Origin of the sequence: Streptomyces sp. PT12, from assembly GCF_003311645.1 — a bacterium.
GTDB lineage: Bacteria > Actinomycetota > Actinomycetes > Streptomycetales > Streptomycetaceae > Streptomyces.
The window spans coordinates 262316-288978 of record NZ_QEST01000014.1 but is presented as its reverse complement, the minus strand read 5'-3'; the positions used below and the strand labels follow the sequence as shown (position 1 = coordinate 288978).

General features: G+C 75.0%; 23 protein-coding genes and 2 pseudogenes. 14 read left to right on the top strand and 11 right to left on the bottom strand.

Annotated features, from left to right (window positions below; genetic code table 11):
* Nucleotides 1-14 precede the first annotated feature (14 nt).
* From DEH69_RS02080 to DEH69_RS02065, 4 genes are all read right to left on the bottom strand, one after another.
* The gene (locus DEH69_RS02080) at nucleotides 15-962 is read right to left on the bottom strand and encodes an SGNH/GDSL hydrolase family protein (protein ID WP_181727206.1); all 948 of its coding nucleotides are present in this window, start codon (nucleotides 960-962) and stop codon (nucleotides 15-17) included.
* Nucleotides 959-2125 carry a glycosyltransferase gene (locus DEH69_RS02075; RefSeq protein ID WP_181727205.1) on the bottom strand — a complete coding sequence of 389 codons (1167 nt, stop codon included), beginning with the start codon at nucleotides 2123-2125 and terminating at the stop codon, nucleotides 959-961. The genes DEH69_RS02080 and DEH69_RS02075 overlap by 4 nt, the downstream gene beginning before the upstream one ends.
* Nucleotides 2122-3246, bottom strand: coding sequence for a glycosyltransferase family 1 protein (locus DEH69_RS02070; RefSeq protein WP_113685141.1), 1125 nt, complete (start codon nucleotides 3244-3246; stop codon nucleotides 2122-2124). The genes DEH69_RS02075 and DEH69_RS02070 overlap by 4 nt, the downstream gene beginning before the upstream one ends.
* A 102-nt stretch (nucleotides 3247-3348) precedes the next feature.
* Complete coding sequence (locus DEH69_RS02065; RefSeq protein WP_113685106.1) at nucleotides 3349-4788, bottom strand: HEAT repeat domain-containing protein; 1440 nt, start codon at nucleotides 4786-4788, stop codon at nucleotides 3349-3351.
* 218 nt (nucleotides 4789-5006) lie between these two features.
* On the opposite strand from DEH69_RS02065, the gene DEH69_RS02060 reads away from it, so the two are divergent.
* Complete coding sequence (locus DEH69_RS02060) at nucleotides 5007-6398, top strand: SpoIIE family protein phosphatase (protein WP_113685105.1); 1392 nt, start codon at nucleotides 5007-5009, stop codon at nucleotides 6396-6398.
* A gap of 99 nt (nucleotides 6399-6497) precedes the next feature.
* On the opposite strand, the gene DEH69_RS02055 is transcribed toward DEH69_RS02060, so the two are convergent.
* Complete coding sequence (locus tag DEH69_RS02055; protein WP_113685104.1) at nucleotides 6498-8000, bottom strand: hypothetical protein; 1503 nt, start codon at nucleotides 7998-8000, stop codon at nucleotides 6498-6500.
* 245 nt (nucleotides 8001-8245) lie between these two features.
* On the opposite strand from DEH69_RS02055, the gene DEH69_RS02050 reads away from it, so the two are divergent.
* A complete protein-coding gene (locus tag DEH69_RS02050; RefSeq protein ID WP_113685103.1) occupies nucleotides 8246-9355 on the top strand; it encodes an aminoglycoside phosphotransferase family protein in 1110 nt (369 codons plus the stop codon).
* Between the two features lie 27 nt (nucleotides 9356-9382).
* On the opposite strand, the gene DEH69_RS02045 is transcribed toward DEH69_RS02050, so the two are convergent.
* Together DEH69_RS02045 and DEH69_RS02040 are read right to left on the bottom strand one after the other, a co-directional pair.
* A complete protein-coding gene (locus tag DEH69_RS02045) occupies nucleotides 9383-9880 on the bottom strand; it encodes a hypothetical protein (protein WP_113685102.1) in 498 nt (165 codons plus the stop codon).
* Nucleotides 9881-9911: 31 nt separating this feature from the next.
* Nucleotides 9912-11741, bottom strand: a complete 1830-nt coding sequence (locus DEH69_RS02040; protein ID WP_113685101.1) for a serine/threonine-protein kinase — start codon at nucleotides 11739-11741, stop codon at nucleotides 9912-9914.
* 153 nt (nucleotides 11742-11894) lie between these two features.
* On the opposite strand from DEH69_RS02040, the gene DEH69_RS02035 reads away from it, so the two are divergent.
* From DEH69_RS02035 to dhaM, 11 genes and pseudogenes are all read left to right on the top strand, one after another.
* Nucleotides 11895-12899: a sugar kinase gene (locus DEH69_RS02035; RefSeq protein WP_220131159.1), complete on the top strand. Its 1005-nt coding sequence runs from the start codon at nucleotides 11895-11897 to the stop codon at nucleotides 12897-12899.
* Nucleotides 12896-13498: a bifunctional 4-hydroxy-2-oxoglutarate aldolase/2-dehydro-3-deoxy-phosphogluconate aldolase gene (locus DEH69_RS02030; RefSeq protein ID WP_113685100.1), complete on the top strand. Its 603-nt coding sequence runs from the start codon at nucleotides 12896-12898 to the stop codon at nucleotides 13496-13498. The genes DEH69_RS02035 and DEH69_RS02030 overlap by 4 nt, the downstream gene beginning before the upstream one ends.
* 452 nt (nucleotides 13499-13950) lie before the next feature.
* On the top strand, nucleotides 13951-15096 hold the full coding sequence (locus DEH69_RS02025; RefSeq protein ID WP_113685099.1) for a glutathione-independent formaldehyde dehydrogenase: 1146 nt from the start codon (nucleotides 13951-13953) through the stop codon (nucleotides 15094-15096).
* Nucleotides 15097-15244: 148 nt separating this feature from the next.
* Nucleotides 15245-15436 (top strand): annotated as a pseudogene (locus DEH69_RS31205) (hypothetical protein); the annotation flags it as partial.
* A 238-nt stretch (nucleotides 15437-15674) separates the two neighbouring features.
* Nucleotides 15675-16492, top strand: a pseudogene (locus DEH69_RS33325) (FcoT family thioesterase); the annotation flags it as partial.
* A gap of 63 nt (nucleotides 16493-16555) precedes the next feature.
* Complete coding sequence (locus DEH69_RS02010; protein WP_258534370.1) at nucleotides 16556-17710, top strand: cytochrome P450; 1155 nt, start codon at nucleotides 16556-16558, stop codon at nucleotides 17708-17710.
* Nucleotides 17707-18471, top strand: a complete 765-nt coding sequence (locus DEH69_RS02005; protein WP_113685097.1) for a ThuA domain-containing protein — start codon at nucleotides 17707-17709, stop codon at nucleotides 18469-18471. The genes DEH69_RS02010 and DEH69_RS02005 overlap by 4 nt, the downstream gene beginning before the upstream one ends.
* Nucleotides 18468-19616 (top strand): Gfo/Idh/MocA family protein, encoded by a 1149-nt coding sequence (locus DEH69_RS02000; protein ID WP_258534369.1) that lies wholly within the window; start codon nucleotides 18468-18470, stop codon nucleotides 19614-19616. Before DEH69_RS02005 ends, DEH69_RS02000 begins: the two co-directional genes overlap by 4 nt.
* Before the next feature lie 119 nt (nucleotides 19617-19735).
* Nucleotides 19736-20728 (top strand): dihydroxyacetone kinase subunit DhaK, encoded by a 993-nt coding sequence (dhaK, locus tag DEH69_RS01995; RefSeq protein ID WP_113685138.1) that lies wholly within the window; start codon nucleotides 19736-19738, stop codon nucleotides 20726-20728.
* 13 nt (nucleotides 20729-20741) lie between these two features.
* Nucleotides 20742-21347: a dihydroxyacetone kinase subunit DhaL gene (gene dhaL / locus DEH69_RS01990; RefSeq protein ID WP_113685096.1), complete on the top strand. Its 606-nt coding sequence runs from the start codon at nucleotides 20742-20744 to the stop codon at nucleotides 21345-21347.
* Nucleotides 21340-21750 (top strand): dihydroxyacetone kinase phosphoryl donor subunit DhaM, encoded by a 411-nt coding sequence (gene dhaM, locus DEH69_RS01985; protein WP_113685095.1) that lies wholly within the window; start codon nucleotides 21340-21342, stop codon nucleotides 21748-21750. Before dhaL ends, dhaM begins: the two co-directional genes overlap by 8 nt.
* On the opposite strand, the gene DEH69_RS01980 is transcribed toward dhaM, so the two are convergent.
* From DEH69_RS01980 to DEH69_RS01970, 3 genes are read right to left on the bottom strand one after another with little or no spacing between them, the layout of a single operon-like run.
* Nucleotides 21737-22222, bottom strand: coding sequence for an NUDIX domain-containing protein (locus DEH69_RS01980; protein ID WP_113685094.1), 486 nt, complete (start codon nucleotides 22220-22222; stop codon nucleotides 21737-21739). The genes dhaM and DEH69_RS01980 overlap by 14 nt on opposite strands.
* Nucleotides 22223-22233: 11 nt before the next feature.
* Nucleotides 22234-23013, bottom strand: a complete 780-nt coding sequence (locus DEH69_RS01975; protein ID WP_113685093.1) for a glutamate racemase — start codon at nucleotides 23011-23013, stop codon at nucleotides 22234-22236.
* Nucleotides 23010-24416 carry a TerD family protein gene (locus tag DEH69_RS01970; RefSeq protein WP_113685092.1) on the bottom strand — a complete coding sequence of 469 codons (1407 nt, stop codon included), beginning with the start codon at nucleotides 24414-24416 and terminating at the stop codon, nucleotides 23010-23012. Before DEH69_RS01970 ends, DEH69_RS01975 begins: the two co-directional genes overlap by 4 nt.
* 261 nt (nucleotides 24417-24677) lie before the next feature.
* On the opposite strand from DEH69_RS01970, the gene DEH69_RS01965 reads away from it, so the two are divergent.
* Nucleotides 24678-25220, top strand: coding sequence for a DUF6643 family protein (locus DEH69_RS01965; RefSeq protein WP_258534368.1), 543 nt, complete (start codon nucleotides 24678-24680; stop codon nucleotides 25218-25220).
* Nucleotides 25221-25232: 12 nt separating this feature from the next.
* Here DEH69_RS01965 and DEH69_RS01960 read toward each other — a convergent pair whose 3' ends face one another.
* Nucleotides 25233-26609 (bottom strand): family 2B encapsulin nanocompartment shell protein, encoded by a 1377-nt coding sequence (locus tag DEH69_RS01960; RefSeq protein WP_258534367.1) that lies wholly within the window; start codon nucleotides 26607-26609, stop codon nucleotides 25233-25235.
* Nucleotides 26610-26663: the final 54 nt, after the last annotated feature.

Sequence of the window (26663 nt, the reverse complement as noted above, 5' to 3'; positions counted from 1 at the left end):
AACGTCGCGGTCGTTCAGTCGAGGACCCCCAGGGCGCCCTCCTCCTTGGCCGGGGCCGGGGCGGGCGCCGGCGCCCTGGGCGGCGGGCCCGCCGTGGCGCGCAGGGCGTCGCGGGTCGCCTCCCTGGTGGCGCGTTCGAGCGCATCGAGCGTCCCGGCGACGCGGTGCCTGGTCTCGACCACGGCGAGCCGCGCCAGCCCGGGCAGCAGGTCGGTGGAGCGGGCCGCCACCCAGCGGGTGCCCCGGGTGGCCAGCCACCAGGCGCTCGCCGCGGCCCTGGGCGGCGGCTGGTCGGCGAGCGGCGACGGCGGGCGGCCCGCGGCGAGGCCGCGCGCGGCGAGCCCTCCGTGGAACTCCCTGGCGAGCAGCCGGTGCCCCAGCTCGCTCGGGTGCAGCCGGTCCACGCTCCAGGCCGCCTTGTCCGCGACGCACGGGTGGTCCGCGAGGTGCGCGTGCACGGCGTCGTAGCGCCAGGAGAGGTGGTGCACCACGTCGTTGAGCGCCCGCATGCGCCGCGCGAGCGGCGCGGTGACGGCGCGCGGCAGCCGCAGCGTGCGCCCGGGGTCGGGGAGGCACGCGGTGAGCACCACGGCGCCTTCGGCGGCCAGCGCGCCGATGGCCCGGTCCAGGTCGCGGGCCGTGCGGGCGATGTCGAACGGCGAGCGCAGCGTGTCGTTGCCGCCCACGATGACCGAGGCCACCTGCGGCCTGTGGGCCAGCGCGGCGGCGAGCTGGGCGCCCGCCACATCGGCGGAACGGGCGCCGCTGCGGGCCAGGTTGACCGTGCGGACCGCGCCGCCAGGGAGCGGAAGGCCCTCGGCGAGCAGCGGCACAAACCCCCGCCACCGCGGCCCCGCGCCACCCGGCGCCCTGGGCAGGGGGTCGCCCAGGCCCTCGGTGAGGGAGTCGCCGAGGGCGACGAGGCACACCACGCCCGGCGGCGCCCCCGCTGGCCCGTTCACCGTTCGCCGCCCGCGGTGGCGCGGACGCGCGGGGCGTCGAGGGCGGTGAGGAACGCGTCCACCGCGGCGCGCCACGGGAACTCCTCCGCGCGGGCGCGCGCCGCCGCGCGCCGGTCGGGCTCGGGGCGGGCCAGCAGGCGGCGCACCCCGTCGGCGAACGAGCGGCCCGTGCCGTCGGCGCGCGTGCCCGCCGTGCCGAGCAGCGCGGGCACCGCCGACCTGGCGCTGGCCACCACGGGGGTGCCGCAGGCCAGCGCCTCCATGGCGGCGAGCCCGAACGTCTCGGCGGGGCCAGGGGCCAGCACGACATCCGCGCTCGCCTGGAGGACCGCGACATCGGCGGGGTCGCCGACGTGCCCGGCGAAGAACACGGGCAGCCGCTCCGCCCTGGCCCGTTCGCGGAGCCTGCCGCCCAGCGGGCCCTCGCCCGCGATCACCAGCGCGGCGTCCATGCCGCCGCGGCGCAGCTCGGCGAGGGCGTCGAGGGCGAGCCCTGGGCGCTTCTCCGGGGAGAGCCTGGAGCACATGGCGAGCAGCACCGGGGCGCCCCCTGCCAGCTCGTCGCGCAGCGCGCGGTCGCGCAGATCGGGGCGGCAGCGGCGCAGGTCGACGCCCAGGGGGGCGCGAACGACGTTGCGCGCGCCGACGCGCCGGAACTCGCGCTCGGCCCACTCGGTCGTGCAGATCACGCGCGTATAGGCGTGCGCCGTGCGGAGGTTGAGGCGGTCGGCGGCCCGTCGGCACAGGCGTTCGGGCAGGCCCCAGGTGGCCATGACGCCGTCGACGCTCTCGTGGGAGACCATCACGGCGGGCACCCGGTGGCGCCTGGCCCACTCGCCCGTCCACCGCAGCGTGGTGCGGTCGGAGACCTCGACGCGGTCGGGGGCGAGCCCGGCGAGCAGCCGGGTCAGCCGCGGCCTGTCGGTCAGCACGCGGTAGCCGCCGGTGCCGGGCAGCACGCGCCCCGGCAGCGTGATGACCCGGCCCTGCCCGGTCATCACATCGCCCGCGCTCTCGCCGGGTACGACGAGCACCGGCTCGTGCCCGGCCTCGGCGTAGCCCGTGCCCAGCTCGCGCAGCGCGGTGCGCAGGCCCCCCGAGGCGGGGGCCACGAAGTTGGCGAGGCGGACGATGCGCAGCCCCGCGCCGTTCCGGCCGCTCACCTGACGGCCACCTCCCTGGCGTCGAGCACGCGGCCGTAGTGGCCGATCAGCTGGTCGCCGACGGCCTCCCACGTGCGGCCCGCCACGGCGGACAGGCCCGCGGCGGCGAGGCGTTCGCGCCGCGGGGCGTCGTCGCGCAGCGCGGCGACGGCACCGGCCACGGCGACCCGGTCGCGGGGCGGCACCAGCAGGCCCGTGACCTCGTGGTCGATCAGGTCGAGCGGCCCGCCGACGGCGGGGGCCACCACGGCGACGCCGCTGGCCTGGGCCTCCTGGACGGTCTGGCAGAACGTCTCGAAGGGGCCCGTGTGCACGAACACGTCGAGCGACGCGTACACGCGGGCGAGGTCGTCGCCGGTGCGCCGCCCGAGGAAGTGGGCGCCGGGCAGCGCGGCGCGCAGGGCGCCCTCGCTCGGCCCGTCGCCGACCACCACGACCCGCACACCCGGCAGGGCGGCGGCCTCGGCGAGCAGCTCCACATGCTTCTCCGGCGCCAGCCTGCCGACGTAGCCGATCAGCAGCTCGCCGCCGGGGGCCAGCTCGCGGCGCAGCCCGGGGTCGCGCCGCTCGGGCCTGAAGCGTCCGGTGTCCACGCCGCGGCCCCACAGCGCGACCCGGGGAACTCCCCTGGCTTCCAGGGCGTTGAGCGAGGCGGTGGAGGGTGCCAGGGTCAGGTCGGCCGCGGTGTGCACGGCGCGTATGCGCCGCCAGGCGGCCAGCTCGCCCGCGCCCAGATAGGTGCGGGCATAGCCCGCGAGGTCCGTCTGGTACACCGCGACGGCGGGGACGCCGAGCCGCACGGCGAGGGAGGCGCCGCGGGCCCCCAGGACGAACGGGCTGGCCAGGTGCACGACATCGGGGCGGTGAGCGGCCACCGCCGAGGCGAGCTTGCGGCTGGGCAGAGCGACCCTGACCTGGGGATAGCCGGGCAGCGGCAGGGAGGGGACGTGCACGACGGGAGCGGGGCCGTCGTGGCGGGCGCGGACGCCGGGGGCGGGAGCGGGGGCGACGACCAGCGGGTGGTGGCCGCGCCGCGCCAGGTGGCGGGCGGTCTCCAGCGCGCAGCGGGCCACGCCGTTGACATCGGGAGGGTAGGACTCGGTGATGATGGCGACTCGCATCGGGGAGGTGCGCATAGGGCAGTTGTCACCGGCGTCGGCGTGCCCCCGCCCACATCCGCATGTCCGTTCGGGAAACGTCCCATGAGCATCACCGCCAGGGGCTCACCTGCCGCCCGCGCGCCCCGCCAGGCGCCCGCGCACCGCGGTCTGCACCCCTGCCTGCTCCGCCGGGTCGGTCGCGAGCCGCCGCAGGCGCTCGACGACGCGGCTGTCCACCGTGGTCGCGCAGCGGGCGCCCACCTCGCGGGTGTCCTCCTCGCAGTCCCACAGGCACTCGACGGCGAACCCCGCGGGGAAGGAGCCGTCCGTGGCGGCCAGCGCGGCGGCCGTGTGCCCGCGCAGGTGGGAGGACGACGTCTCGCGGTAGACGTGCCGCAGCACCGGCACGGCGCGCGGCACCGCGAGCCGCCCGACGCCCTCGACCAGCGGCCGCAGCTCGCGCGCGTCGGTGCCATGGGTGCGCACCGCGCGATAGAGCGCGGCCAGCACCAGGGGCGCGTCCCTCGGCCCGCCGCGCCGGGCGAGCAGGACGGCGGCGCACGCGCCGAGGTCGTCGGTGCGCTCGGCCCATCGCCGCGCCCTGGCGAGCGCGGCGTCCCCGCGCATGCGGGCGAACGCCGTGACCGCCGCCCCGGCCACGTCCCCGTCGGCCGCGACCGCGCCCGCCTCGATCAGCGGGAAGACATCGGGGTCGCCGCGCTCGGCGAGGTGCCGCAGCGCCGCGGCGCGGGGGGCCGGGTGCCCCTCGGCGGCGGCGGCGAGCAGCGTGCCGCGGTCCTCGGGGCCCGCGACGGCGCCGAGGCACCGCGCGGCCGACGCCTCGCGCCACTGCCGCGGGGTCTGCTCATAGCCCTCGCGGGCCCACGCGAGGACGGAGGCGACGCTCCACCCCGGCTGCGGGCCCGTGGGGCGTAGCTGCCGCTGCCAGCGGTCGAAGTCGCCGTGCTCCAGGGCGCGTTCGAGGCGGGCGCGCTGCCCTGGGCGGGCCAGGTCCGCCGCCCACAGATGCCAGGGGCGCGGCTCGAACGAGTCGCGAACGGCCGCGGCGAGGGCCGCCTCGCCCGCCGCGTCGGCCGGGAAGCGGGCCAGGATCCGCGGGCCGAGCGCGCGCAGCCCCGCGTCGTCGTCGCGGACGGCGAGCTCGTCGAGGGCCCAGCGCCAGTTGGCGCCCGAGACGGCGTAGCGGCGCAGCAGCCGCAGCGCCCCGCGGTCGCCGTACGACGTGAGATGGCCCAGGACGGACAGGGCGAGCCCGGTGCGCTCCTCGTCGTCGCGCAGGGCGTCTTCGGGATCGGTGAGGTGGGCCTCGATGGCGTCGAGGCCGGCGCCGAGCTCCGCGTAGAGGCGGGCGTAGTAGAGCGAGCGGTGCTCCAGCTGCCAGTCCTGGCGGGGATCGTGCAGCACGCAGCGCTCGAGCGCGGCGACGGCCTCCGCCCTGGGGGCCGCGAGGGCGTGCAGCCACCCGTCGCCGCGCCCTCGCTGGAGGAGCCCGAGGAGGGACCCGCTGGGCGCTATGTCTGTTTCGATCGGACTGGCGAACATATGAGTCAGCATCCGGTGCGTGCGGTGAGCTGGCAACGGGATTTCCGTTGGGCGGGCTCCTTGCCGGTCACGGCTGTTCTACACCTTCCCCACGGGAACCGCCGCCCCGGGCGGCTGAATCTCTCGCCGGAGGGGGAAGGCTGTGCAACAGTCCGGAGTCGTCCGCTCCGACCGCTCGGCCCCTCGGGGGCCCGACCGCGCCGCATCGGGGATCAGTCATGCTCTCGTCCCACAATCCGGATCACCCCGCGAACGACGTTCCCGCGGGGCCCACGCTCGACGACCTGATCGAGCGCGTCCACCACCTGCGCGACGACCTGGACGCCGTCCGGCTCGCCGAGGCGGCGGCCGGGACCGGGCACGGCATACGGCATGCCGTGTGGGCGATGGCCGCGCACCGCCTCGACGAGGCGACCGACCAGCTCGCCCAGCTGGCCGGGCCCGAGCCGCCGGGCAGGGCCAGCCTCGGCATGCGCGTCGGCAGCGCCGAGTGGAACCTCATGACCGACGACGTCTCCTGGTCCGACGAGCTGTTCTCGATCTTCGGCAGGGACGTGGACGAGGGCCCGCTCACGCTGGACCAGCTGCCGTCCTGGCTGCCCGACGAGGACCAGCCCGCGCTCACCGCGGCCGTCACCGGGTGCCTGGTGGACGGGCGGCCCGTGGACTGCGAGTTCCGCGTCAGGCGGCCCGACGGGTCGCTGCGCGCCGTGCGGATGGCGGGTGAGCCCGTGCTCGACGACCGGGGCGGAACGGTCGCCATGTGGGCGGTGATCCGCGATGTGAGCGAGCTGCGGGACAGCGCGCTCGCGGCGGTGCGCGCCAGCGTGGCCGAGCGGCCGCGCGCCCCGGTGGGCGCGGCGCACGGGGTGGTGATCGACCTGGAGGAGTCGGCGCTCGCGCCGTGGCTCGGCTCGCCCGAGGCGGGGCGGGTGCGGGGTCGGCCGGGTTCGCTGGAGCTCGCCGCCCGTTTCCTGCCCGCGCAGCCGGGCACCCCGATGAGCGGCAAGTGGTACGACGCCCTCGAACTCCCGGACGGCGACTGCGTGTTGAGCGTGGGTGACCTCTCGGGCCGTGGGCCCGCCGCCGTGGCGGGGACGGCCACCGCGCTCGGCGCGATCCGCGGCATCGCGCTCACGGGGGCCGGGCCGGGCGCGTTGCTCGCCCATCTCAACCAGCTGCTCGACGGCGGCGTGCACCCGGTGCTGGTGAGCGCCCTGTGCTGCCGCTGGGAGCCCGTGGGCGGGTTGCTGACCTGGGCACAGGCGGGCCATCCCGCGCCGCTGCTGTGCCGCGGCTCCACCGGGTGGGCCCTGCCGCGCCCCGCGGGACCGCTGCTCGGCGCGGTCACCGACGCGGGCTACGCGGAGCGGACCGACCTGCTCGTGCCGGGCGATGTGCTGGTGCTCCACACGGATGGCCTGTTTTCGGACATCCCGCCCGATGGCCGCACGGGCCACGGCGGGGAGCCCCGGCTGATCGGCCTGGCCCCCCGGCTCGCCGCGGCCACCAGCGCGCGCGAGTGCCTGCGCGTGGTGGTGGACGCGTGCGGCGAGACCGGGCGGACGGACGACGCGTGCGTCCTGGTGGCGCGCGTCAGATCCTCGTGATCAATGCAGCTCTCGTGATCAATGCAGCTCTCGTGATCGATACAGCTCTCGTGATCGATACAGCTCTCGTGATCGATACAGCTCTCGTGATCAATACAGCTAGAGCCCCACGGACCCGGCGCTCCTGGCCATGTGGGGAACGCCGAGGGGGTCGCCGCCCTGTACCCGTTCGGGCATCACCTCGGCGATCTCCTCGCGGAGTTGGGCGATGCCGGGGTCCTGGGCGTGGGGGCCGGTGAGCCGGTACATCTCGCGCAGCCGGTCCCATGTCCGGTGCGAGGAGTTCTCCCCTATGGCGGCGAGCGCCAGCCTGGCGTAGCGGTCGGCCTGGTCGGGGTCGTCGCCCAGGAGGCACGCGGAGGCCAGGGTCAGCTGGTCGAAGATGCGCGAACGCCGCCGTTCGTCCGCGCGCAGGTCGAGCGCGCGGCGGGCGTGCCGCTCGGCGGGCGCCACGGCGGCGGGGTCGTGCTCGGCCAGCGTGCGGTAGGCCAGCGCCTCCATGCCGTGCAGGTCCGCCTCGTCGAACATCTGCATCCAGCTGGGTGGCGGCACGTCTCCCCGGTCGGAGACGAACAGGTCCTCGGCCTCGCCGAGCATCCGGCGCATGGCCTGGCCCTGGCCCTTGGCCGCCTGGGCCCACGCCTCGATCGTGCTCAGCATGGCCCGGGTGCGGGGCAGCGCCCCTTCGCCCATGCCGGAACGGGCCAGCTGCATCAGGTCGAGGGCGTCGTCGGGCCGCCCCAGGTGGACCATCTGACGGGCCGCGCGGGAAAGCGCCTCGCCCGCGCGGGGGCGGTCGCCGCCCTCGCGGGCCGCGTGCGCGGCGATCACGAAGTACTTCTGGGCGGTGGGCTCGAGGCCCACGTCATGGGACATCCACCCGGCGAGCACCGCCAGGTTGGCGGCCACTCCCCACAGGCGGCGTTGCAGCGCGGGCGGGTGGCGGTAGGCGAGCATGCCGCCCACCTCGTTGAGCTGGCCCACCACCGCCTTGCGCTGGAGGCCGCCGCCCCTGGCGGCGTCCCAGGCGCGGAAGATCTCCACGGAGTGTTCGAGCGCTTCGATCTCCTGGAGGCCGACGGGCGCGGCCTCGTAGCGGTCGAGGCCCACGGGGTCGCCGAGGGCCGAGGCGCCGTCGGGCCCGGCGTCCCCTGCCGGTGAGGCCAGGAGCCAGTCGTGCATGGCGTCGCTGAGTGCGGATCCCGCGGCGAGCGCGGCGCCCGCGCCCACCATGCCGCGTCGGTTGAGCATGAGGTCCATTCCCGTGAATTCGGTGAGGACCGCGGCGGTTCTGCGGGGTGCCCACGGCAGTCCGTCGAGGGACGGCCGCTCGCCCGCGTCGCCTGGCCGGCGCAACCCCAGGTCCTCGGTGGTCACGACACGGCCGAGTCGCTCGGTGAACAGCGTCGCCAGCACCTCGGGCACCGGATCGCGCGGGGTCTCCCCCATCTCGATCCACCGCCGCACCCGCGAGGTGTCCGTGGCCAGTTGTGGGTGGCCCTGGGCGGCCGCCTGGCGGTTCACCAGCCGGGCCAGCTCGCCCTTGGACCACCCCGCGAGCCCGAATAGGTCCGCGAGGCGGGTGTTGGGTCGTCTGCTCACGTCAAGCCCCCAGGATCTCGGCTGAGTTGACATTAACCGCGGAGAAGGGTGCCCATGACGAATCGCCAGGTTCCGCCAGGCCCCGCCACATGGTGTGCCACCCGTGGGAGGGAGTGGTGTGGAGTGTGCGCTCCCCCGGACCGGGGCCGGACGGCACTTCCCCAGGGTGCCAAGGACCCCTCCGGGCCGGGGAGCGCGTCAGACCTTCCGGCATCCTCCGGCAGACGAAGGGACCATGCCCGCCCATGTATTCAGCACCCCTCCCCGTCATCCACCGGCAGCGTCCGCGGCTGGGGCGCCCCCCGGGCGCGGGACAGGACGAGCCCGCCCGCGGGGGCGCGCGGACGCCGCGGGGCGCGGGGCGCCTCGACTTCTCCGGCGAACGGGGGGAACGGCTGCGCGCCGCGCTGGCGTCCGTGCACGACCTCTGCCCCGAGTTCAGCCCGGTGCGGCTGCTCGCCGACGGCACGGGTCGCGTGGTGGTCGCCGGGACGGCGGGGCGCCGCGCGGTGGTGGCCACATGCGTGGCGGGCCCGCCCGACGCGGCGGGGAGCGCGGCCGACGGCCTGCGCAGGGACATCGCGGCGCACCGCCTCTTCGTGCGGCACCGCCCGCCCGTGCGGGTGCCGCGGCTGATCGCCGACGACCCGTACGGCTGCGTGCTGGTCACGGAGTTCGTGGCCGGGCGCCAGGGCTCGGCCGCGCGCCACCCGGGGGCGGGCACGACCACGACGGACCTGCGGATGGCGTTCAACGCGGTGTGCCGGGTGAACGCCTGGCGCCCGCCCGTCGGCGCGTTCCCCGATGTGGTCAACTACCCGGCGCGGGTGGCGCGTTACCACGCCATGGGGCTGCTCACCGACCGCGACGCCGGGGACCTGGGCGCACTCTTACGCGCCCTGACCCCGCGCGGGCACCGCGAGCCGCCCCGGCAGTTCTGCCACGGCGGCGAGCTGCCCGACCACGTGCTGCTCTCCCCCGCGGGCCCGGTGCTCGTCGGCTGGGACGCGGCGGGCTGGTACCTGCCCGGCTACGACCTGGCGCGGCTGTGGACGGCGCTGCCGCACGCCCCGGGGATCAGGCGGCTGATCAGCCAGACGGCGCAGGGGGCCGGGCCGCTGGGCGCCGACGCGTTCCTGGTGAACCTGATGCTCGTGCTCACGCGCGAGATCCGCCACTGCGAGGAGGCGGTGCAGCGCGCCATGCGCCACCCGGGGTCCGTCGCGGCAACCGGGCAGGAGCACGCCCCCGGCGGGGTGTCCCACGGCGAACGGCGCCGACGGCGGCTGCGGCGGCTGTACGACGACTGGGCGGTGGCGCGCAAGGCGGTGCGGGCCGCGGTGGGGGCGCGCTAGAGCGCCCGACTCAGCACAACGCCCGGCTCAGCGCTGGAACATCTCCGCGGGCAGGGGCTTGAGCAGCTGGTACAGCTCGTCGGTGATCGGGCGGTCCCAGCTGGCGATGGTGACGAGCACGCCGTCGCTGCGGTCGAACTGGACGCACGAGATCCTGCCCTCGGAACAGCTCACGCGGCGCACGATCAGCAGGCTGCCCTCGTGCATCACCGGCACCTCCTCCACGCCGGTGGCCGTCACCTCCTCGTCCATCTCCAGGGCCAGCAGCAACTGGTGGACCTCGAACGGCACATCGCCCTCGGCCACCTCGCGCGCGGGAGAGCCCTCGGGGAGGTTCCCGATGACCATGGCGGGGCCGCGCCCGCCGAACAGGTCGTAGCGCAGCACAACGCCCTGGCAGCTCCCGTCGGGCGCGGGCAGCAGCCCGGCGCCGAGCACTCCGGGCCAGTCGCCGGGGTCCATGGCCAGCACGTCGAAGTCAGGCCCGGCGGGTGAAGAGGCGTTGCGGCGGCGGAGAAAGGACATGCGGCCATGGTACGTGGGCGTACCGGGCCGTTCAGCGGTCGGCGGCGCCCCGGTCCTCGGGGGCCGCCACCTGCCGGTACAGCTCGACGGCCTCCCCGGCGCGGCCGAGCTGTTCGAGGCAGTGGGCCTCGTCGTTCCTGCTGGTGAGGGCGTCGGGGTGGCCTGGCCCCAGCACCCGCTCCCTGGCCTGCCGCACCTCGCGGTACTCGTCGAGGGCGGCCTCCCAGCGGCCCAACCAGCCAAGCGCCACGGCGATCTCGCGCCTGCTCACCAGGGTGTCGGGGTGGTCATCGCCCAGCACCAGGCCGCGCACGGCCCACACCTCGCGCGCCTCTTCGAGGGCCTCGTCCCAGCGCCCGAGCCTGCCGAGGCTGATGCCGCGGCCGTGCCGGGCGCGCAGCGTCTCGGGGTGGGTCGCGCCCTGGGCGCGGGAGCGGGCGGCGGCCAGGTCGGTGTAGAGGGCGAGCGCCTCGGCGGGGCGCCCCAGCCTGCCCAGCGCGATGCCCGTCTCGTACCTGGCGTCGAGCGTGACCGGGTGGTCGGGCCCGAGGATGCGGGCGCACGTCTCGGCGACGTGCCGGTGGCCTTCAAGCGCCTCGCGCCAGCGGCCGAGGCGGCCGAGCGCGTAGGCCGTCTCGTAGCGGCTGTTGAGGGTGTCGGGGTGGTCGCCGCCCAGGGCGCGCTCCCGTTCGGCGGCGACCGCGCGGTGCACGTCGCACGCCTCCTCCCAGCGGCCGAGGCGGCCGAGGCTGAGCCCGGCGCGGTGGCGGCTGGTCAGCACCGCCAGGTACTCGGGGGCGGGGCCGCGCCGCTCAGCGGGCGGCGCCTCGACGACGGTGGCGGGCGGCAGCCCGGTCCACTGCCCGGTGAGCCCCGCGGTCCTGTCGGGGGGCGGCAGCCGCAGGGACCAGGAGCCGCTGGCGCGCGACCCGGGGCGCATGCCGCGGGTCCACTCCGGCAGCCGCTCGGTGGGCCGGGGCGCGGGGACGCGCAGCGCCGCGGTGGTGTGATGCCCCGCCGCGACGAGCAGGTCGCGGGCGAGGGCTGCGGGGTCATCGGGGCGCTCGGCGGGGTCCTTGGCGAGCAGCGCGAGGATGAACGCGTCGAGCTGCGGCGGCAGCTCGGGGCGGCGCAGCCTGGGCGGCTCCGGCGGGGTGTCGCGGTGCCCGATCAGGATGGCCCAGGGGTCGCCGAGGTCGAACGGGGGCGCGCCCGTGGCGATTTCGTAGAGCACGCAGCCGAGCGAGTACAGGTCGCTGCGGTGGTCGACGGTGAGCCCGGCGATCTGCTCGGGCGACATGTAGTGCGGGGTGCCCATGGCCATGCCCGCGCTGGTGAGCTTGGCGCTCAGGCCGATGTCCTGGGCGAGCCTGGCGATGCCGAAGTCGAGGATCTTGACGGTGCCGTCGGCCAGGCGCATGACGTTGGCAGGCTTGAGGTCGCGGTGCACGACGCCCTGGGCGTGCGTGTAGGCGAGGGCGGCGGCGACCTGGTGCGCGATGTCGGCGACCTCGCCGACGGGCAGCGCGCCGGGGCGCCCCGCGCTCAGCAGCTCGCTGAGGTTGCGGCCGTCGAGCAGCTCCATCACCAGGTAGAGCACGCCGTCGGACTCGCCGAAGTCGTGCACCACGGTGATGCCGCGGTGCTGGAGCCCCGCGGCCACCCTGGCCTCGCGCCTGAACCGCTCGCGCAGGACCCGCAGGAACGGCTCGTCCTGCCGCGTGCCGAGCGGCTTGAGGCACTTGACCGCGACGCGCCGGTCGAGCGCCTCGTCGCGAGCACGCCACACCTCGCCCATGCCACCGCGCCCGATAAGCTCAAGCAGCTGGTAACGACCATGGATCAGCGAGCGTTCCACCATCGCCCGTCTCTCGCCCCCGTAATCCGCCAGCCGGCGCCCCACCCTCCCCAGTATGGCTTCCGGCCGCGGACGTTCCTATGCCAACGTGTGGGAAACACACCTTTCCAGACCCCGGCGCCCCAGGGAAGAGGGCCCGGTGACTACGATGCCCCCGTGGTGGCGATATCCCCAGGCCCGCTCGACGCTATCTGCCTCGGCGAGACAATGGTGCAGCTGACGCCCGCCCCCGGTGGGCGGCTCGACGGCGGCTCCCCCTTGGTCATGCGCCCTGGCGGCGCGGAGTCGAACGTGGCGACGGGCCTGGCGCGCCTGGGCCACCGGGCGTCCTGGTGCAGCCGGGTGGGCACGGATCCGCTGGGTGAACTGCTGATATCCGAGCTGACGGGCGCGGGCGTGGACACGTCGCTGGTGGCGCGCGATCCGGGGCGGCCGACCGGCGTGTACTTCAAGGACCCGGCGCCCGAGGGGAGTTCGGTCTACTACTACCGGGCGGGCTCCGCGGCGTCGGGGATGGACGGGGGGACAGGGGATGCGGCCCTGGCGGCCGGGGCCCGGCTGATCCATGTGAGCGGCATCACCCCCGCGCTGTCCGACAGCTGCCGCGCGCTGGTGGAGCGGCTGCTGCTCGAACGGCCCCCCGGCGGGCCGCTGGTGAGCTTCGACGTCAACCACAGGCCCGCGCTGTGGCGCCGCGACGCCGCTCCCGAGCTGCTGCGGCTCGCGCGGGCCGCGGATGTCGTCTTCGTCGGGCTCGACGAGGCGCAGCGGCTGTGGGGCGTGGCCGACGCGGCGGGGGTGCGCGAGCTGATCGGCGCGCCGGCGTGCCTGGTGGTGAAGGACGGCGCGACCGAGGCGGTGTGCTTCGACGGGAACGCGGTGGTGGCCGAGCCCGCGCCGCGCGTCGAGGTGGTGGAGCCGGTGGGCGCGGGGGACGCGTTCGCCTCGGGGTGGCTCAGCGGGCTGCTGCGCGGCCTCGACCACGGGGCGCGGCTGCGGCTCGGGCATCTGATCGCGGGGACGGCGCTGCGCAGCACCGGCGACCATGGCCCGCTGCCGGACGTGGACACCATCTGCGCCCGGACAGGCATTCCGCGGGCGCGCTGGGTCGAGGGCTCGCGCGCCCCGCTCGTCCCGCACACGACCAGAGGACAAGCATGACCGACTACTTCGAGAAGGCGTTCGCCGCGGGGCCCGTGATGGGGATCTTCCGCGGCTACGACCCGGAGCGCACCGTGGCGGCGTGCCACCGGGCGTGGGACCTCGGCATCGACCTGGTGGAGGTTCCCGTGCATGTCCCTTCGGCGCTGCCTTCCCTGCGGGCAGCGATCGCCGCGGGGCGCGAGCGCGGCAGGCAGGTCGGCGCGGGGACGGTCACCACGGTCGCGCAGGTCGAGGAAGTGGCGCGGGAGGGCGCGGCGTTCACGGTGGCGCCAGGGCTGCTGCCCGAGGTGGTCGAGGCGTGCGCCGAGCGCGACCTTCCGCACCTGCCGGGGGTGGCCACCGCCACGGAGGTGTCGCGGGCGCGGGCGCTCGGGCTGACGTGGCTGAAGGCGTTCCCCGCGGCCCAGTTGGGGCCGGGGTGGATCAAGGCGCAGCTCGGCCCGTTCCCCTGGGCGCGCTTCGTGGCGACGGGCGGCCTCGACGCGCGCAACGCCCCGGCGTTCCTGGCGGCGGGCTGCCGGGGGTTCGCGGTGGGCTCGGCACTCGACGACCCGGAGCAGCTGCCGCTGCTCGCGCAGCTGATGCCTGGCGGCTGAGGGCGGAACGGCCGCGGGGGGCGCCCTCCCGTCCGCCGTCGGCCGACTGACCGGTTTCGCGGGGTGCGGCTCAGCGACAGTGGTTGGTGACCCGCGCCACGACCGTGTCCCTCGTGTCCGCCCTCAGGTCGCCGCGGTCGGCGGCGTAGAGGGCGCCGGAAGAGGCCACGGCAATCAGCGCGGGACGCGGCGTCCGCGTGAACCCGCGTGGTCATACCTGAGCGGTGGTGGTCGACTCTCACCGGTAATCGGCCGGATAGCCTTGGCTTCGCGGGCGCGGCGTGCACGAGTGGCGGCGGAACGTGATCGGTGTCGTGGTCGATCCGCACCCCGCGCCACCCGTCTGCTGTCGCGACTTCCGCGCTCCCTCCCTAAGGTGGTAGAGATGCGGTCAAAACGCCGCAAAGGGCGCAGGCCGCGAGGGACATCCCACGCCACCCCGGGAGGCATCTGTGAAGGCGGTCGTATACCAAGAGCCCTACTCCGTCACGGTCGAGGAAGTGGACGACGCGCGCATCCTGGACCCGACCGATGTCGTCATACGGGTCACCACCTCCGCCATCTGCGGCTCGGACCTGCACATGTACGAGGGCCGCACGGGCGCCGAGCCCGGCATGATCTTCGGCCACGAGAACATGGGCGTCGTCGAGGACGTGGGCTCGGGCGTCGCGACGATCAAGAAGGGCGACCGGGTGGTCCTGCCCTTCAACGTGGCCTGCGGCTTCTGCAGGAACTGCCTGGCGAACAAGACCGGCTTCTGCCTCACGGTGAACCAGGGCTTCGCGGGCGGCGCCTACGGCTATGTGTCGATGGGCCCCTACCGCGGCGGCCAGGCCGAGTATCTGCGGGTGCCGTTCGCCGACTTCAACTGCCTCAAGCTGCCACCCGGCGACGTCCACGAGGACGACTTCGCCCTCCTCGCCGACATCTTCCCCACCGGCTACCACGCCACCGAGCTCGCCGGGGTCAGCCCAGGCGACACCGTGTGCGTCTTCGGCGCGGGGCCCGTCGGCCTGATGGCGGCCTACTCCGCCCTGATCCGCGGCGCCTCCAAGGTGTTCGTGGTGGACCGCCAGCCCGACCGGCTGCGCCTGGCCGAGCAGATCGGCGCCATCCCCGTCGACTACTCCAAGGGCGACGCGGCCGAGCAGATCATGGAGCAGACGGGCGGCGACGGCACCGACCGCGGCATTGACGCGGTCGGGTACCAGGCCACCGTGCCCGAGGGCAAGGAGCAGCCCGCCATGATCCTCAACACGCTGGTCAACGCCGTCCGCGCGACCGGCACGATCGGCGTCGTCGGCCTGTATGTGCCCTCCGACCCCGGGGGCCCGAGCGAGAGCGCCAAGCACGGCGAACTACTCTTCCGCATGGGCAAGTTCTTCGAGAAGGGCCAGCGGATGGCCACCGGGCAGGCCAACGTCAAGTCCTACAACCGCCACCTGCGCGACCTCATCATCGCGGGCCGCGCCACCCCGTCGTTCGTCGTCTCGCACCGGCTGCCGCTCGAGCAGGCGCCCGAGGCGTACGACCAGTTCGACAAGCGGGCACAGGGCTGGACGAAGGTCCTGCTCAAGCCCGCGATGGCGAACGCCTGACGCCCGGCGCGCGTCCGGGCCGAGGGGCCGCACGCCTCCGGTCATTTCACCTGACGCACGGTCATACGATGGACGCGGACCGTAACTTCTGAGATGCCCACGTGATTAGCACACGGTAATGCGCAGTGCGGATCCCGAGAGGTGCGGCATGAACAAGTGGGTACGGTGGCCGGTCCTGGCCGTGGCGACGGCGGGGGCGGCGGCACTCGGGGCCGGGGCGGCCACCGCGGACGAGCACTACAGCGGCACCACCCACATCGGTTCGCGCTTCGCGCTGATCGGCACCGGGCAGATCGACGACCCGCTGGAGGACGTGCTGGAGCACGCGGCGATCCTGGGCTCCACCTCGACCGTGGACAGCGAGACCGCGGCGCCCGAGGCGGCGGAGGCAGCGGAGGGGCCCGAGACCGCCGAGGGCGGCGAAGGCGGCGAGGGCGGCGAGGGCGAAGAGACCGCCGAGGGCGGCGCCGAGCCCTGATCGGCACCGTCGCGCGACGCCGCGGGAGCACCCTCCCGCGGCGTTCTCCTGGCTCGAAGCCGCGCCTTTCCCCGGAGCGTTCTTCAGTGCTCCTCAAGCGCTCAACGATCACGCGGACGACCTGGTGGCGCTCAAGCAACTGGTCTACCGCCACCGCATCGTGGTGCTGAGAAATCAGCGCCTCTCCCCCGCAGAGTTCGTGGAATTCGGCCGCAGGCTGGGCGAGGTCGAGACGTACTACCAGCCGATGTACCACCATCCCGAGCACAAGGAGATCTTTGTCTCCTCGATTGTGAAGAAGGACGGCGAGCAGGTCGGGGTCCCGCAGACGGGGAAGTTCTGGCACCATGACTACTCGTTCATGCCGCGGCCCGATGGCGAGAACGCCGTCGCGTTCCCGCACGACAAAGTCCTGCTCGACCAGGTACTCGAGGTCTACAAGCCGCACTGCCGCTATCTGGAGACGACCTCGGTAACCGCCATGGGAGATCCGAGCGAGCCGGAAGGCCGCATCAGCCTCCGCGGCGCCTTTCGCATCGGCGAATCCTGCTACATCGACGACACGGGTCACTTCAATTCCGTCGAATTCAATATCTGCTTCAACCAGATGATCTATTTCCTCATGGCACGTCCATGAAGGAGCGGATCCTTAGGGTGTTCGACCGGTGGTCCATGGACGACTACTGGACGCGGCAGCTGCCCGACATGTTCATCGTCGACTTCCAGAGCTCGTTTCGCCGCGCCACGCGCGGGCGCCGCTGCTGGGGAGAGCTCGACATCGTCCGCGCCACCCGGAGGGACGGCTCGAACGGCCCCGTGATCATCCTCAGCACGCCGTGCCGCTTCGGCGAGGGCGACAAGCCCGCCTGCCATGGAACGGTGCGCCTCGCCCTCGGAAACCCCGGGGCCACCGGCTGAGCCCTCCGCGCCGAGGCCCCTGTGACCCGCGTGGCGTGCCCCACAGGGCTCACGGCGTGGCTGGTGTCCCGCTACGCCGATGTGCGCGAGATACTCGGCGGCGCCGAGCGGTTCAGCAGCCGCCCCGGCCAGGTCGTCCATCTGATGGCCCACGCCGATCCCGAACGCCCCATCGGCAAGGGCGAGTTCACCAGGATGGACGGCCCCGACTACCAGCGGTTCCGCCGCCACATGGGCCCCGAGGTCAGCTCGCCGAGGCGGCTGGCGAAGCTCCGCCCGCTGGTGCGGGCCGCGGTCGACGAGCGGATCGGGGCGCTGGCCGACGCCGGGCCGCCCGCCGACCTCTACCAGGACTTCGCCATCCCCGTCACGACCGCGTCCTTCGGCGGCCTGGTGGGCGTGCCCTACGCCGACCGCGACCTCTTCCACCGGGCCGCCTCCGGCGTCTTCAGCGATGTCACCGACCAGGTCCAGCTGGCCGCCGCGGTGCGGCCGCTCCAGGGGTACCTCTTCGAGCTGGTGCGGCGCCGCCGCATCGAGCCCGAGGACGACGCGCTCAGCCGCATGGTGGCCCGCGCCCCGTCCGCCGAGCCGCCGTTCAGCGATGTCGAGCTGGTGGCGATGAGCGCCGTGATGCTGGTCGCGGGCTTCGACTCCACCGCGACGGCGCTGGCCCATGGCGTCCTGGCCCTGCTGACCGACCCCGACCAGTGGGCCAGGCTGCGCGACGACCCGTCGCTGGTGCCCGGCACGGTGGAGGAGATGGTGCGCCTCTTCGGCGGCGGCGCGGGCATCGTCCGCGAGGCGACGACCGACACCGGCATCGGCGGCCACCCGGTGGCTGAGGGCGACTACATCATCCTCGCCATCCAGTCGGCCAACCACGATCCCGAGGCGTTCGACGACCCCGGCCGCCTCGACGTCGCCAGGGACGCCGAGGGGCACCTGGGGTTTGGGCACGGCACCCACCAGTGCTTCGGGCAGCAGACCGCGCGGCTCGAACTGACCGTCGCGCTCGAGGCGTTGGCCCGCCGCGTCCCCTCGCCGCGGCTCGCGGCGCCGCTGGCCGACGTGCCGTTCAAGACGGGCACATCGGTGGTGGGCCCCGAGCGGGTCCCGGTGGCAAAGGCCGGTTGCCCCGCCCGGCGCCGGGGAACACCCTTGGGGGCCCTGACCAGGGGACCCGCACGACACGAGCGACCGGGAGAGCCGCCATGACCGCACCACCGCCCGCCAGCCCGCTGCGCGTGACCGTCTGGGGCGAGAACCGCCACGAACGCGAGGACGCCAACGTCGCCGAGCTGTATCCGCGGGGCATGCACGCCGCCGTCGCCGACGGCATCGGCGAGCACCTGGGCGACGCCGCCCGCGTCCGCACCGTCACCCTCGACGAGCCCGAACACGGCCTGGGCGAGGAGGCGCTGGCCGCCACCGACGTCCTCACCTGGTGGGGGCACCGGGCCCACGACGAGGTCTCCGACGAGGTCGTGGCCCGCGTCCAGCGCCATGTGCTGGGCGGGATGGGCCTGATCGTGCTGCACTCCGGGCACTTCTCCAAGATCTTCCGCGCGCTGATGGGTACCACCTGCACGCTGCGCTGGCGCAACGAGCGCGACCGCGAGCTGGTCTGGACGGTCGCCCCCGCGCACCCGATCGCCGCCGGGGTGCCCCAGCCGCTGGTCATCGAACAGCAGGAGATGTACGGCGAGTTCTTCGACATCCCGGCGCCCGACGAGCTGGTGTTCATCAGCTCGTTCTCCGGGGGCGAGGTCTTCCGCAGCGGCTGCGTCTTCCACCGCGGGAAGGGCCGGATCTTCTACTTCAGCCCGGGCGACCAGGACTACCCCGTGTACCACAGCCCCGGCGTGCGGCGCGTCATCGCCAACGCCGTCGCCTGGGCCCGCCCCGTCGCCGAGCGCGGCGAGCCGGGCATAGGGCGTTACCCCACCGGCTGGTTCGAGCCGGGCGACGGCGCGTGAGCGCCCCCGCCCGCCGCGCTGCCCCCGCCTCCGAGGCCGCCCCCGCCTTCCGGACCGTCCCCGGCGACGGCGGCCCGCTGCGGGTCGCCGTCGTCGGCGCGGGCGCGATGGGCCGGGCCTGGCTCGCCGCCGTGAGCGCGTCGCCCGACGTGGAGCTGGCGTGCGTGGTGGACCTCGACCCCTCGGTGGCGCGCGCCGCGGCCGACGCGGCGGGCGCCCCCGGCGTGCCCACGGGCGCCGACCTGGCCGCGCTCGCCGCGGCGACGGCCCCCGACGCCGTGGTCGACGTGACCGTCCCCGAGGCCCATCTCCCCGTCACGCTCACGGCCTTCGAGCTCGGCCTGCCGGTCCTCGGCGAGAAGCCCGCCGCCGCGACGCTGCCCGAGGCGCTGTACCTGGCCGCCGCGGCCAAGCTCTCGGGGCTGCTGTTCATGGTCAGCCAGTCCCGGCGTTACCACCCGCAGCTGACCCGGTTCAGGGACGAGACCCGCCGCCTCGGCAGGCTCGGCATCCTCACCACCGAGTTCTTCCGCGCCCCGCGCTTCGGCGGCTTCAGGGAGACGATGCCGCACCCGCTCCTGCTCGACATGGCGATCCACCCGTTCGACACCGCGCGCTGGCTGCTCGACGCCGAGCCCGTCTCCGTCTACTGCCAGGAGTTCAACCCCTCCTGGAGCTGGTACGCAGGGGACGCGGCCACGACCGCGCTGTTCGAGATGACCGGGGGCGCGCGGTACGTCTACACCGGAAGCTGGTGCAGCCCGGGCCTCGAAACGTCGTGGAACGGCGCGTGGCGGGCCAGCGGCGAGCGCGGCAGCGCCGTGTGGGACGGCGACCACGCCCCCGTCGCCGAGGCCGGGGCGGCGGCGCCCGCCCTCCGGGCCGCCCGGGCGGCCGAGGGCATCGACGGCGCGCTGGCCGCGTTCGTCCACGCCCTGCGCACCGGAACGGTCCCGCGCGGTGAGATCCACGAGAACGTGATGAGCCTGGCCATGGTCGCCTCGGCCGTCCTGTCGGCGCGCACCGACCGGCGCGTGCTGCTCGCCGACGTCCTGGCCACCGCGCGCGCCGAGGCGGTGGAGCTGGCCGAGGGCGAGGTGCGCGACATCCTGCTCGCGGACCTCGCGGACGGCCGCGGCGGCTAGCCTCGCCGCCGCACGGAGGCTGCCGTACCAGGCCATGATCCGTAGGCTGGTGCCCAAACGGCCCGCCTGACGCCGAGGAAGCCGGGCGTTCGCCGCTGTCCTCGGGAGGAGTGTCCGTCGTGAAGATGCTGATCAACGGGGCGGAGCGGGTCATCGGCGACGCGCTGCGCGGCATGGCCGCGGCCCATCCGGAGCTGGTCGTCGACGCCGAGAACCGGGTCGTCGTCCGCCGCGACGCGCCCATCCCCGGCAAGGTGGGCCTGGTCTCGGGCGGCGGCTCGGGGCACGAGCCGCTGCACGGCGGCTTCGTCGGCCCCGGGATGCTGGACGCCGCGTGCCCCGGCGAGGTGTTCACCTCCCCCGTGCCCGACCAGATGGTGCGCGCCGCCGCGGCCGTGCACAGCGGCGCGGGCGTGCTGTTCGTCGTGAAGAACTACACGGGCGACGTCCTCAACTTCGACATGGCCGCCGAGCTGGCCGAGGAGGACGGCATCGAGGTCGCCAAGGTCCTGGTGCGGGACGACGTGGCGGTCACCGACAGCCTCTTCACCGCGGGCCGCCGCGGCACGGGCGGCACGCTCTTCGTGGAGAAGCTCGCGGGCGCCGCGGCCGAGGAGGGCGCGCCGCTCGCCCGGGTCGCCGAGGTCGCATGGCGGGTGTCCGACGCCTCGCGCAGCTTCGGCGTCGCGCTCGGCGCCCCGACGACCCCGGCCAAGGGCAGCCCGACGTTCGAGCTGCCGCTCGGCGAGCTGGAGCTCGGCATCGGCATCCACGGCGAGCCCGGCAGGGAGCGCCGCGCGATGATGACGGCCAGCGAGATCGCCGAGGCCGCGGTGGGCGCGATCCTGGACGACGCGACCCCGAGCGGCCCGGTGCTGCTCCTGGTCAACGGCATGGGCGCGACGCCGCTGCTCGAGCTGTACGGCTTCGGCGGCGAGGTGATCCGCGTCCTGCGGGAGCGGCGCGTGGAGGTGGCGCGTACCCTCGTCGGGAACTATGTGACGTCCCTCGACATGGCGGGCTGCTCGGTCACGCTCTGCCAGGTGGACGAGGAGCTGCTGCGGCTGTGGGACGCGCCGGTGGCGACGCCGGGGCTGCGGTGGGGACGCTGAGAGGAGCGCAGACGTGGCCTTCAGGGACGCCGGGTTCTTCCGGCGCTGGCTCACCGCGGCGGCCGGGTCGTTCGACGCGGAGGCGGACCGGCTGACCGAGCTCGACTCCGCCATCGGCGACGCCGACCACGGCAGCAACATGCGCCGCGGCATGCTCGCCGTCGCCGCCGCCCTGGAGAAGGAGCCGCCAGGCGCGCCGGGCGCGGTGCTGCTGCTCTCGGGGCGCACCCTGGTCTCCACGGTCGGCGGCGCCTCGGGCCCGCTCTACGGCACGCTGCTGCGCCGCGCGGGGAAGGCGCTCGGCGACGCGGAACGGGTCGACGACGCGGCCGTGGCCGAGGCGTTGGCCGCGGGCGTGGACGCGGTGGCCCAGCTGGCGGGGGCGGTGGCGGGGGACAAGACGATGCTGGACGCGCTGCGCCCCGCCGTCGAGGCGCTGCCCGACTACGCGGCGGCCCGCGGGGCGGCGGCGCGGGGCGCGGAGGCGACGGTGGGGCTGCGGGCCCGCAAGGGCAGGGCCAGCTATCTGGGCGAGCGCAGCGTGGGGCACATGGATCCGGGCGCCGCGTCGTCGGCCCTGCTGTTCGACGCGCTGGCGCGGGCGGCGGCCGATGAGTGACCTGGCGCTCGTGGGGGTCGTGATCGTCTCGCACAGCAGGGAGGTCGCCGAGTCGGTGGCGGCGCTGGCCAGGGGCCTGGCGGGCGGCGGCGAGCTCGCCCCGGTGGCCGCGGCGGGCGGCACCGCCGACGGGCGCCTTGGCACGAGCCCCGAGCTGATCGCCGAGGCGGCGCGCCGCGTGGAGAGGGGCGCGGGGGTGGTGGTCCTGGTGGACCTGGGCAGCGCGGTGCTGACCGTGCAGATGATGCTGGCGGAGGGCGACGAGCTGCCCACCCCCACACGCCTGGTGGACGCGCCGCTCGTGGAGGGCGCGGTGGCCGCGCTGGTCACGGCGTCGGCGGGCGCCGACATCGAGGCGGTCTCGGCCGCGGCGGCCGAGGCGTACACGTTCAGGAAGACCTGACGCCCCGGTCGAACCACGCGGGCCCTTCGTCCTCCGTCGCCAGCTTGATGCGGTCGAGGGCGCCCTGGTGCAGCGGCGGCAGCGCGTCGAGGGCGAACCAGCCGACCTCGGAGGACTCGTCGTCGTTGACCCGCGCGCTGCCGCCGACCGCCCGGCAGCGCAGGCTGACATCCATGAACTGGCAGACGTCGCCGTTGGGATAGCGCGTCGGCGGCAGCGTCTGCACCAGCAGCAGGCGCTCGGGGACGCACCGCACCGCGGTCTCCTCCCAGGTCTCGCGCACGGCCGTCTCGGCGGGCTGCTCCCCCGGCTCGGGGATGCCGCTGACGAGGGTCCAGCTGCCGTTGTCGGCCCGCCGCACGAGCAGCACGCGGCCCTCGTCGTCGAGGACGACGGCGGTCACGCCCGGCAGGAACAGCGGCTGGTGGCCGATGCTGACGCGCAGCTCGCGGATGAAGTCGGGGGTTCCCATGGGAGCCGAGCCTACGCGGCAACCCCGGCGAGGAAACGGCCCTCCCGGTAGGCGAGCGCCGCCTCGGGCAGCTCGGCCGCGCGGCCGCTCGCGAAGACCGTGAGGCCCCCGGTGGCCGGGGTGCCGGGCGCCGGGGCAGCGCCGACGCGGCGCAGCGCCTGGGCGGCGACCGCGTCGGCGGAGCCGAACAGCGTGACGGGCGCGCCGGTCACCGACATCAGCTGGGCGCGGATCGGCTCGGCCACCAGCTCGTAGTGCGTGCAGCCCAGGACGACGGCGGCCGTGTCGGGCGGGGTCAGCTCGGCCGCGGCCTTGACGGCGGCGCGGACGGCGGCCCCGTCGGCGCGCTCGACGGCCTCGGCGAGCCCGTGGCATGGCACCTCGGTGGCGGCGGCCCCCGCGGCGAACTCCTCGATGAGGCGCCGCTGGTAGCCGCTGCCCGTGGTGGCGGGGGTGGCCCAGACGGCGAACGGGCCGCCCGCCGCCGCGGCGGGCTTGACGGCCGGGACGGTGCCGACGACGGGCACCGCGGGCTCGAACGCGGCGCGCAGCGCGGGCAGCGCGTGCACCGACGCGGTGTTGCAGGCGACGATCAGCGCGTCGGGCCGTTCGGCGGCCGCGGGCCCGGCGCACTCGAGCGCGCGGGCGGTGATGCCCTGGGGGGTGCGGGGCCCCCAGGGCATCCCGTCGGGGTCGGCGCACAGGATCAGCGAGGCGTCGGGCCGCAGCCGCCGCAGGGCCGCGGCGGCCGCGAGCGAGCCGAGGCCCGAGTCGACGAGCGCGATCCTCACTTGCGGCCCGGGGTCCACTGCATGCCGAAGCCGTACGCGTAGTCGACGGTGCGCTGGGGGCTGACGCCGCGGTCGGGGATGAGGTACTTGGCCTCGCGGTGGACGACGAGGGCGCCGTTGTCGTTGGTCAGCACGGCCAGGACGCACACCGGCGATGGCACGGTGCACTCGTCGAGGTGGAACTCGACGGGCGCGCCGTTCTCCGGGGTGAGGGTGACGGTGGCGGCGATGTTCTGGAAGCTGCTGGCGCCGGAGTAGATCGTCACGAAGACGACGACGCGCTTGAGGTCGCGCGCGTGGTCGAGGTTGATCGTGAGGTTCTCGCCACGGGCGACGGCGCCGGTGCGGTCGTCGCCGTCCAGGTGCATGTAGGGCGGCTGGTGGAGGGAGCCGAACGCGTTCCCCAGGGCCTGGACGACGCCCTTGCGCCCGTCGGACAGCTCGAAGAGGGCGCACAGGTCGAGGTCGAGGCTGCCGCCCATGGCGCGGGTCAGCTTGTCGCGCCAGCCGCCGCCCGACTGCTTGGCGGGCGTGCGCTGCTGCCAGTTGAGGTTGACGTTCATCCGGCCCGATGTGGCGCCCTGCTTGGCCAGCGAGATGGCCGGGGACTCCTTGGTGAGCGTGACCTTGCTCAGCCGCACGGCGCCGCCGGAGGGCGCGGGCGCCGCGGGCGCCTGGGGCGGGGCGGGGGCCGCGGGCGGGGCGGGCGGCATCGGGGCCTGGGGAGGCAGGGGCGCGGGCGGCATGGGCGCGGGCGGGATCTGCGTCGAGGGGGGCAGCGGAGCCTGCGGCATGGGCGCGGGCGGCATCTGCGCGGACGGCGGCAGCGGAGCCTGCGGCATCGGGGCGGGGGGCGGGGGCGCCGCGGGGGCGGCCTGGGGCTCCTCGTCGACGCTGATGCCGAAGTCCGTGGCGAGCCCGGCGAGTCCGCTGTCGTAGCCCTGGCCGACGGCCCTGAACTTCCAGGCGCCCTGGCGCCGGTACAGCTCGCCGAGCACGAACGCGGTCTCGGACGAGGCATCGGCGCTGTCGAACCTGGCCACCTCGGCGCCCGAGCCGGAGTCGAGCAGCCGGATGTGCAGCCCGGGGACCTGCCCGAAGGTGCCGCCGTCGGCGGAGGCGGCGAGCGCGATCTTCTCGACGCCGGGCTCGACGCGCGCGAGGTCGACGGTGAGGCGGTCGGTCACGGAGACGCCCGCGGGCTGCTTGCCCTCGTGCCGCACGGATCCCGAGGCGTGCTGCGGCTGGTTGTAGAAGACGAAGTCCGCGTCGGAACGGACCCGGCCCGCCTGGTCGAGCAGCAGGGCCGAGGCGTCGACGTCAGGTACGCCACCCGCTGTGTTCCAGCCGATCTCGATGCGGACCGAACTGGCCGCTACCGGGACATTCGCACCTTTGAGCATCTCGGCTTCCTCCGTCGGGTGACCGTCGTCACGTCACCTGTGCTGCGCTTGTATGGGGGGTTGTTGCCGGGTGGCATGCCCCACTATGCCATCCCGCCCCATGGCCCTCCGGGCTGACCCCTGATACAACATCATGAGGGGTGAGATCGACGTTTTTTCCGGAATTCCTTCGAATTGACCCCGTGGGCGAAGCTCAAGGCTGTGAAAAGACCGCCTGATCGGACTCCCCAACAAGCACATGGTGGGCTTAACTTATGGGGCATGACCTCCCCGCGCCCCTCCTACGGCGGTGGCTACTCCTCATCGTCGTTCCCCGACACCCCCATCTACGACAGGCTGGTGGCCGAGCGGGGGACCCCGCAGATCGCGCCCATCCGCGTGCCCGCCGCCTACGAGCCCGCGAGCGGCTATCAGCACACCCCCGCGCCGAACGCGCTGCCCGCCCTGCCCGCGCTCCCTTCGGGGCCATCGCAGCCGCACCAGCACGCCCAGGCGCCGTCCGGCTACCCCGGGTACCAGGCGACGCCGGTGCGCCAGCCGCTGCCCGCGGCCACGCCCCAGGCGCCCACGCCGTACTTCCCCCAGCAGGCGCGCGAGCCCCGGGGCTACCCGGGCCCGCAGGCGCCGGTGCCGCAGCAGATGCGCCCCGCGACGCCGCGGCCCGCCGCGCCGCGTCCGATGCAGCCCGGCGCGTACCAGGCGCCGTATCCGGGGCAGCAGCAGCCCCAGCCGCAGGGCCACGGGCAGGCGCCGCACCAGTACCCGTCCCCCGGCTACTGGTCGGAGCAGGGGGCGGGCCACTGACACCTGCGGAGGTCACACCTCGGCGTCCTCCAGGATCCCGAGGGCGTCGGGGACCAGGACGGCGGCCGAGAAGTAGGCGCTGACCAGGTAGGAGATCACGGCCTGGTCGTTGATGCCCATAAAGCGGACGTTCAGGCCCGGCTCGTACTCCTCGGGGATGCCGGTCTGGCGCAGCCCGACGACGCCCTGGTTCTCCTGGCCGGTGCGCAGGGCGAGCACCGAGCTGGTGCCCTCGGGGGTGACGGGGATCTTGTCGCAGGGCAGCAGCGGGATGCCCCGCCAGGCGCCGACCCTGGTGCCGTCGATCTCCGTGTGGCCCGGGTGCACTCCGCGGGCGTTGCACTCCCTGCCGAACGCCGCGATCGTGCGCGGGTGGGCGATGAGGTACTGGGTCTTGCGGCGCCGGGAGATCAGCTCGTCGAGGTCGTCGGGCGTGGGCGGGCCCGAGCGGGTGTGGAGGCGCTGGCGGGGGTCGGCGTTGTGCAGCAGGCCGAACTGCCGGTCGTTGACGAGGTCGTGCTCCTGGCGTTCGCGCAACGCCTGGACGGTGAGCTTGAGTTGTTCCTCGACCTGGTCCATCGGCTCGCCGTAGAGGTCGGCGACGCGGGTGTGGACGCGCAGCACGGTCTGGGCGACGCTCAGCTCGTACTCGCGCGGGGACGTCTCGTAGTCGACAAACGTCCCCGGCAGCACGGGCTCGCCCGCGTGCCCCGAGGCCAGGGCGATGTCGGCCTCGCCGCGCTTGTTGCGGGCGGCGGGCGGGGCAGCGGCCGCCTCGTCGAGGTGGGCGCGCAGGGCGGGGTGCGCCTCGGCGACCTCGGCGACCCGGTCGAGGGGCAGGGTCAGCACGGTGCAGCGGGTGACCGTCCGCAGGGTGTGCTCCCAGGCGCCGGGATCGCCGAGCAGCGCGCCGTCGCCCGCGAAGTCGCCGTCGGCCAGGGTGCCGAGGGAGGTCTCGCCGTCGTAGGCACCGCGGCCGAGCCTGCGCACCTTGCCGTGCGCGATCAGCACGACCCCGGTCACGGGGCCCCCCGCCTCCACGACGGCCTCGCCCGGACCGTACTCGCGCTGGACGCAGGCGTCGGCCAGCGCGTCGAGGGCCGCGGGGTCGTCGAGCCCCCGCAGCGGGGGCAGCTCGGTCAGCTCGGCGGGGATGACGTGGAAGTCGGCGCCGGTCGAGGTGAATTCGACGCGCCCGTCGCCGAGGGTGTGGGCGAGCCTCCGGTTCACACGGAACGTCCCGCCGGAGACCTGCACCCAGGGAAGGACCTTTAGCAGCCACCGCGGTGTGATGCCCTGCATCTGCGGAGGGGTCTTGAGGGTGCTCGCGAGATTGCGGGCAGCGGTGGTGTCGAGGCTGCTGCGCGTGGGACGCACGGGCGAGTTCACGAAGAGGTGCCTTCCGATGGGGTGCGGGGCCCGGCGGGACGGGCCGGGGAAGCG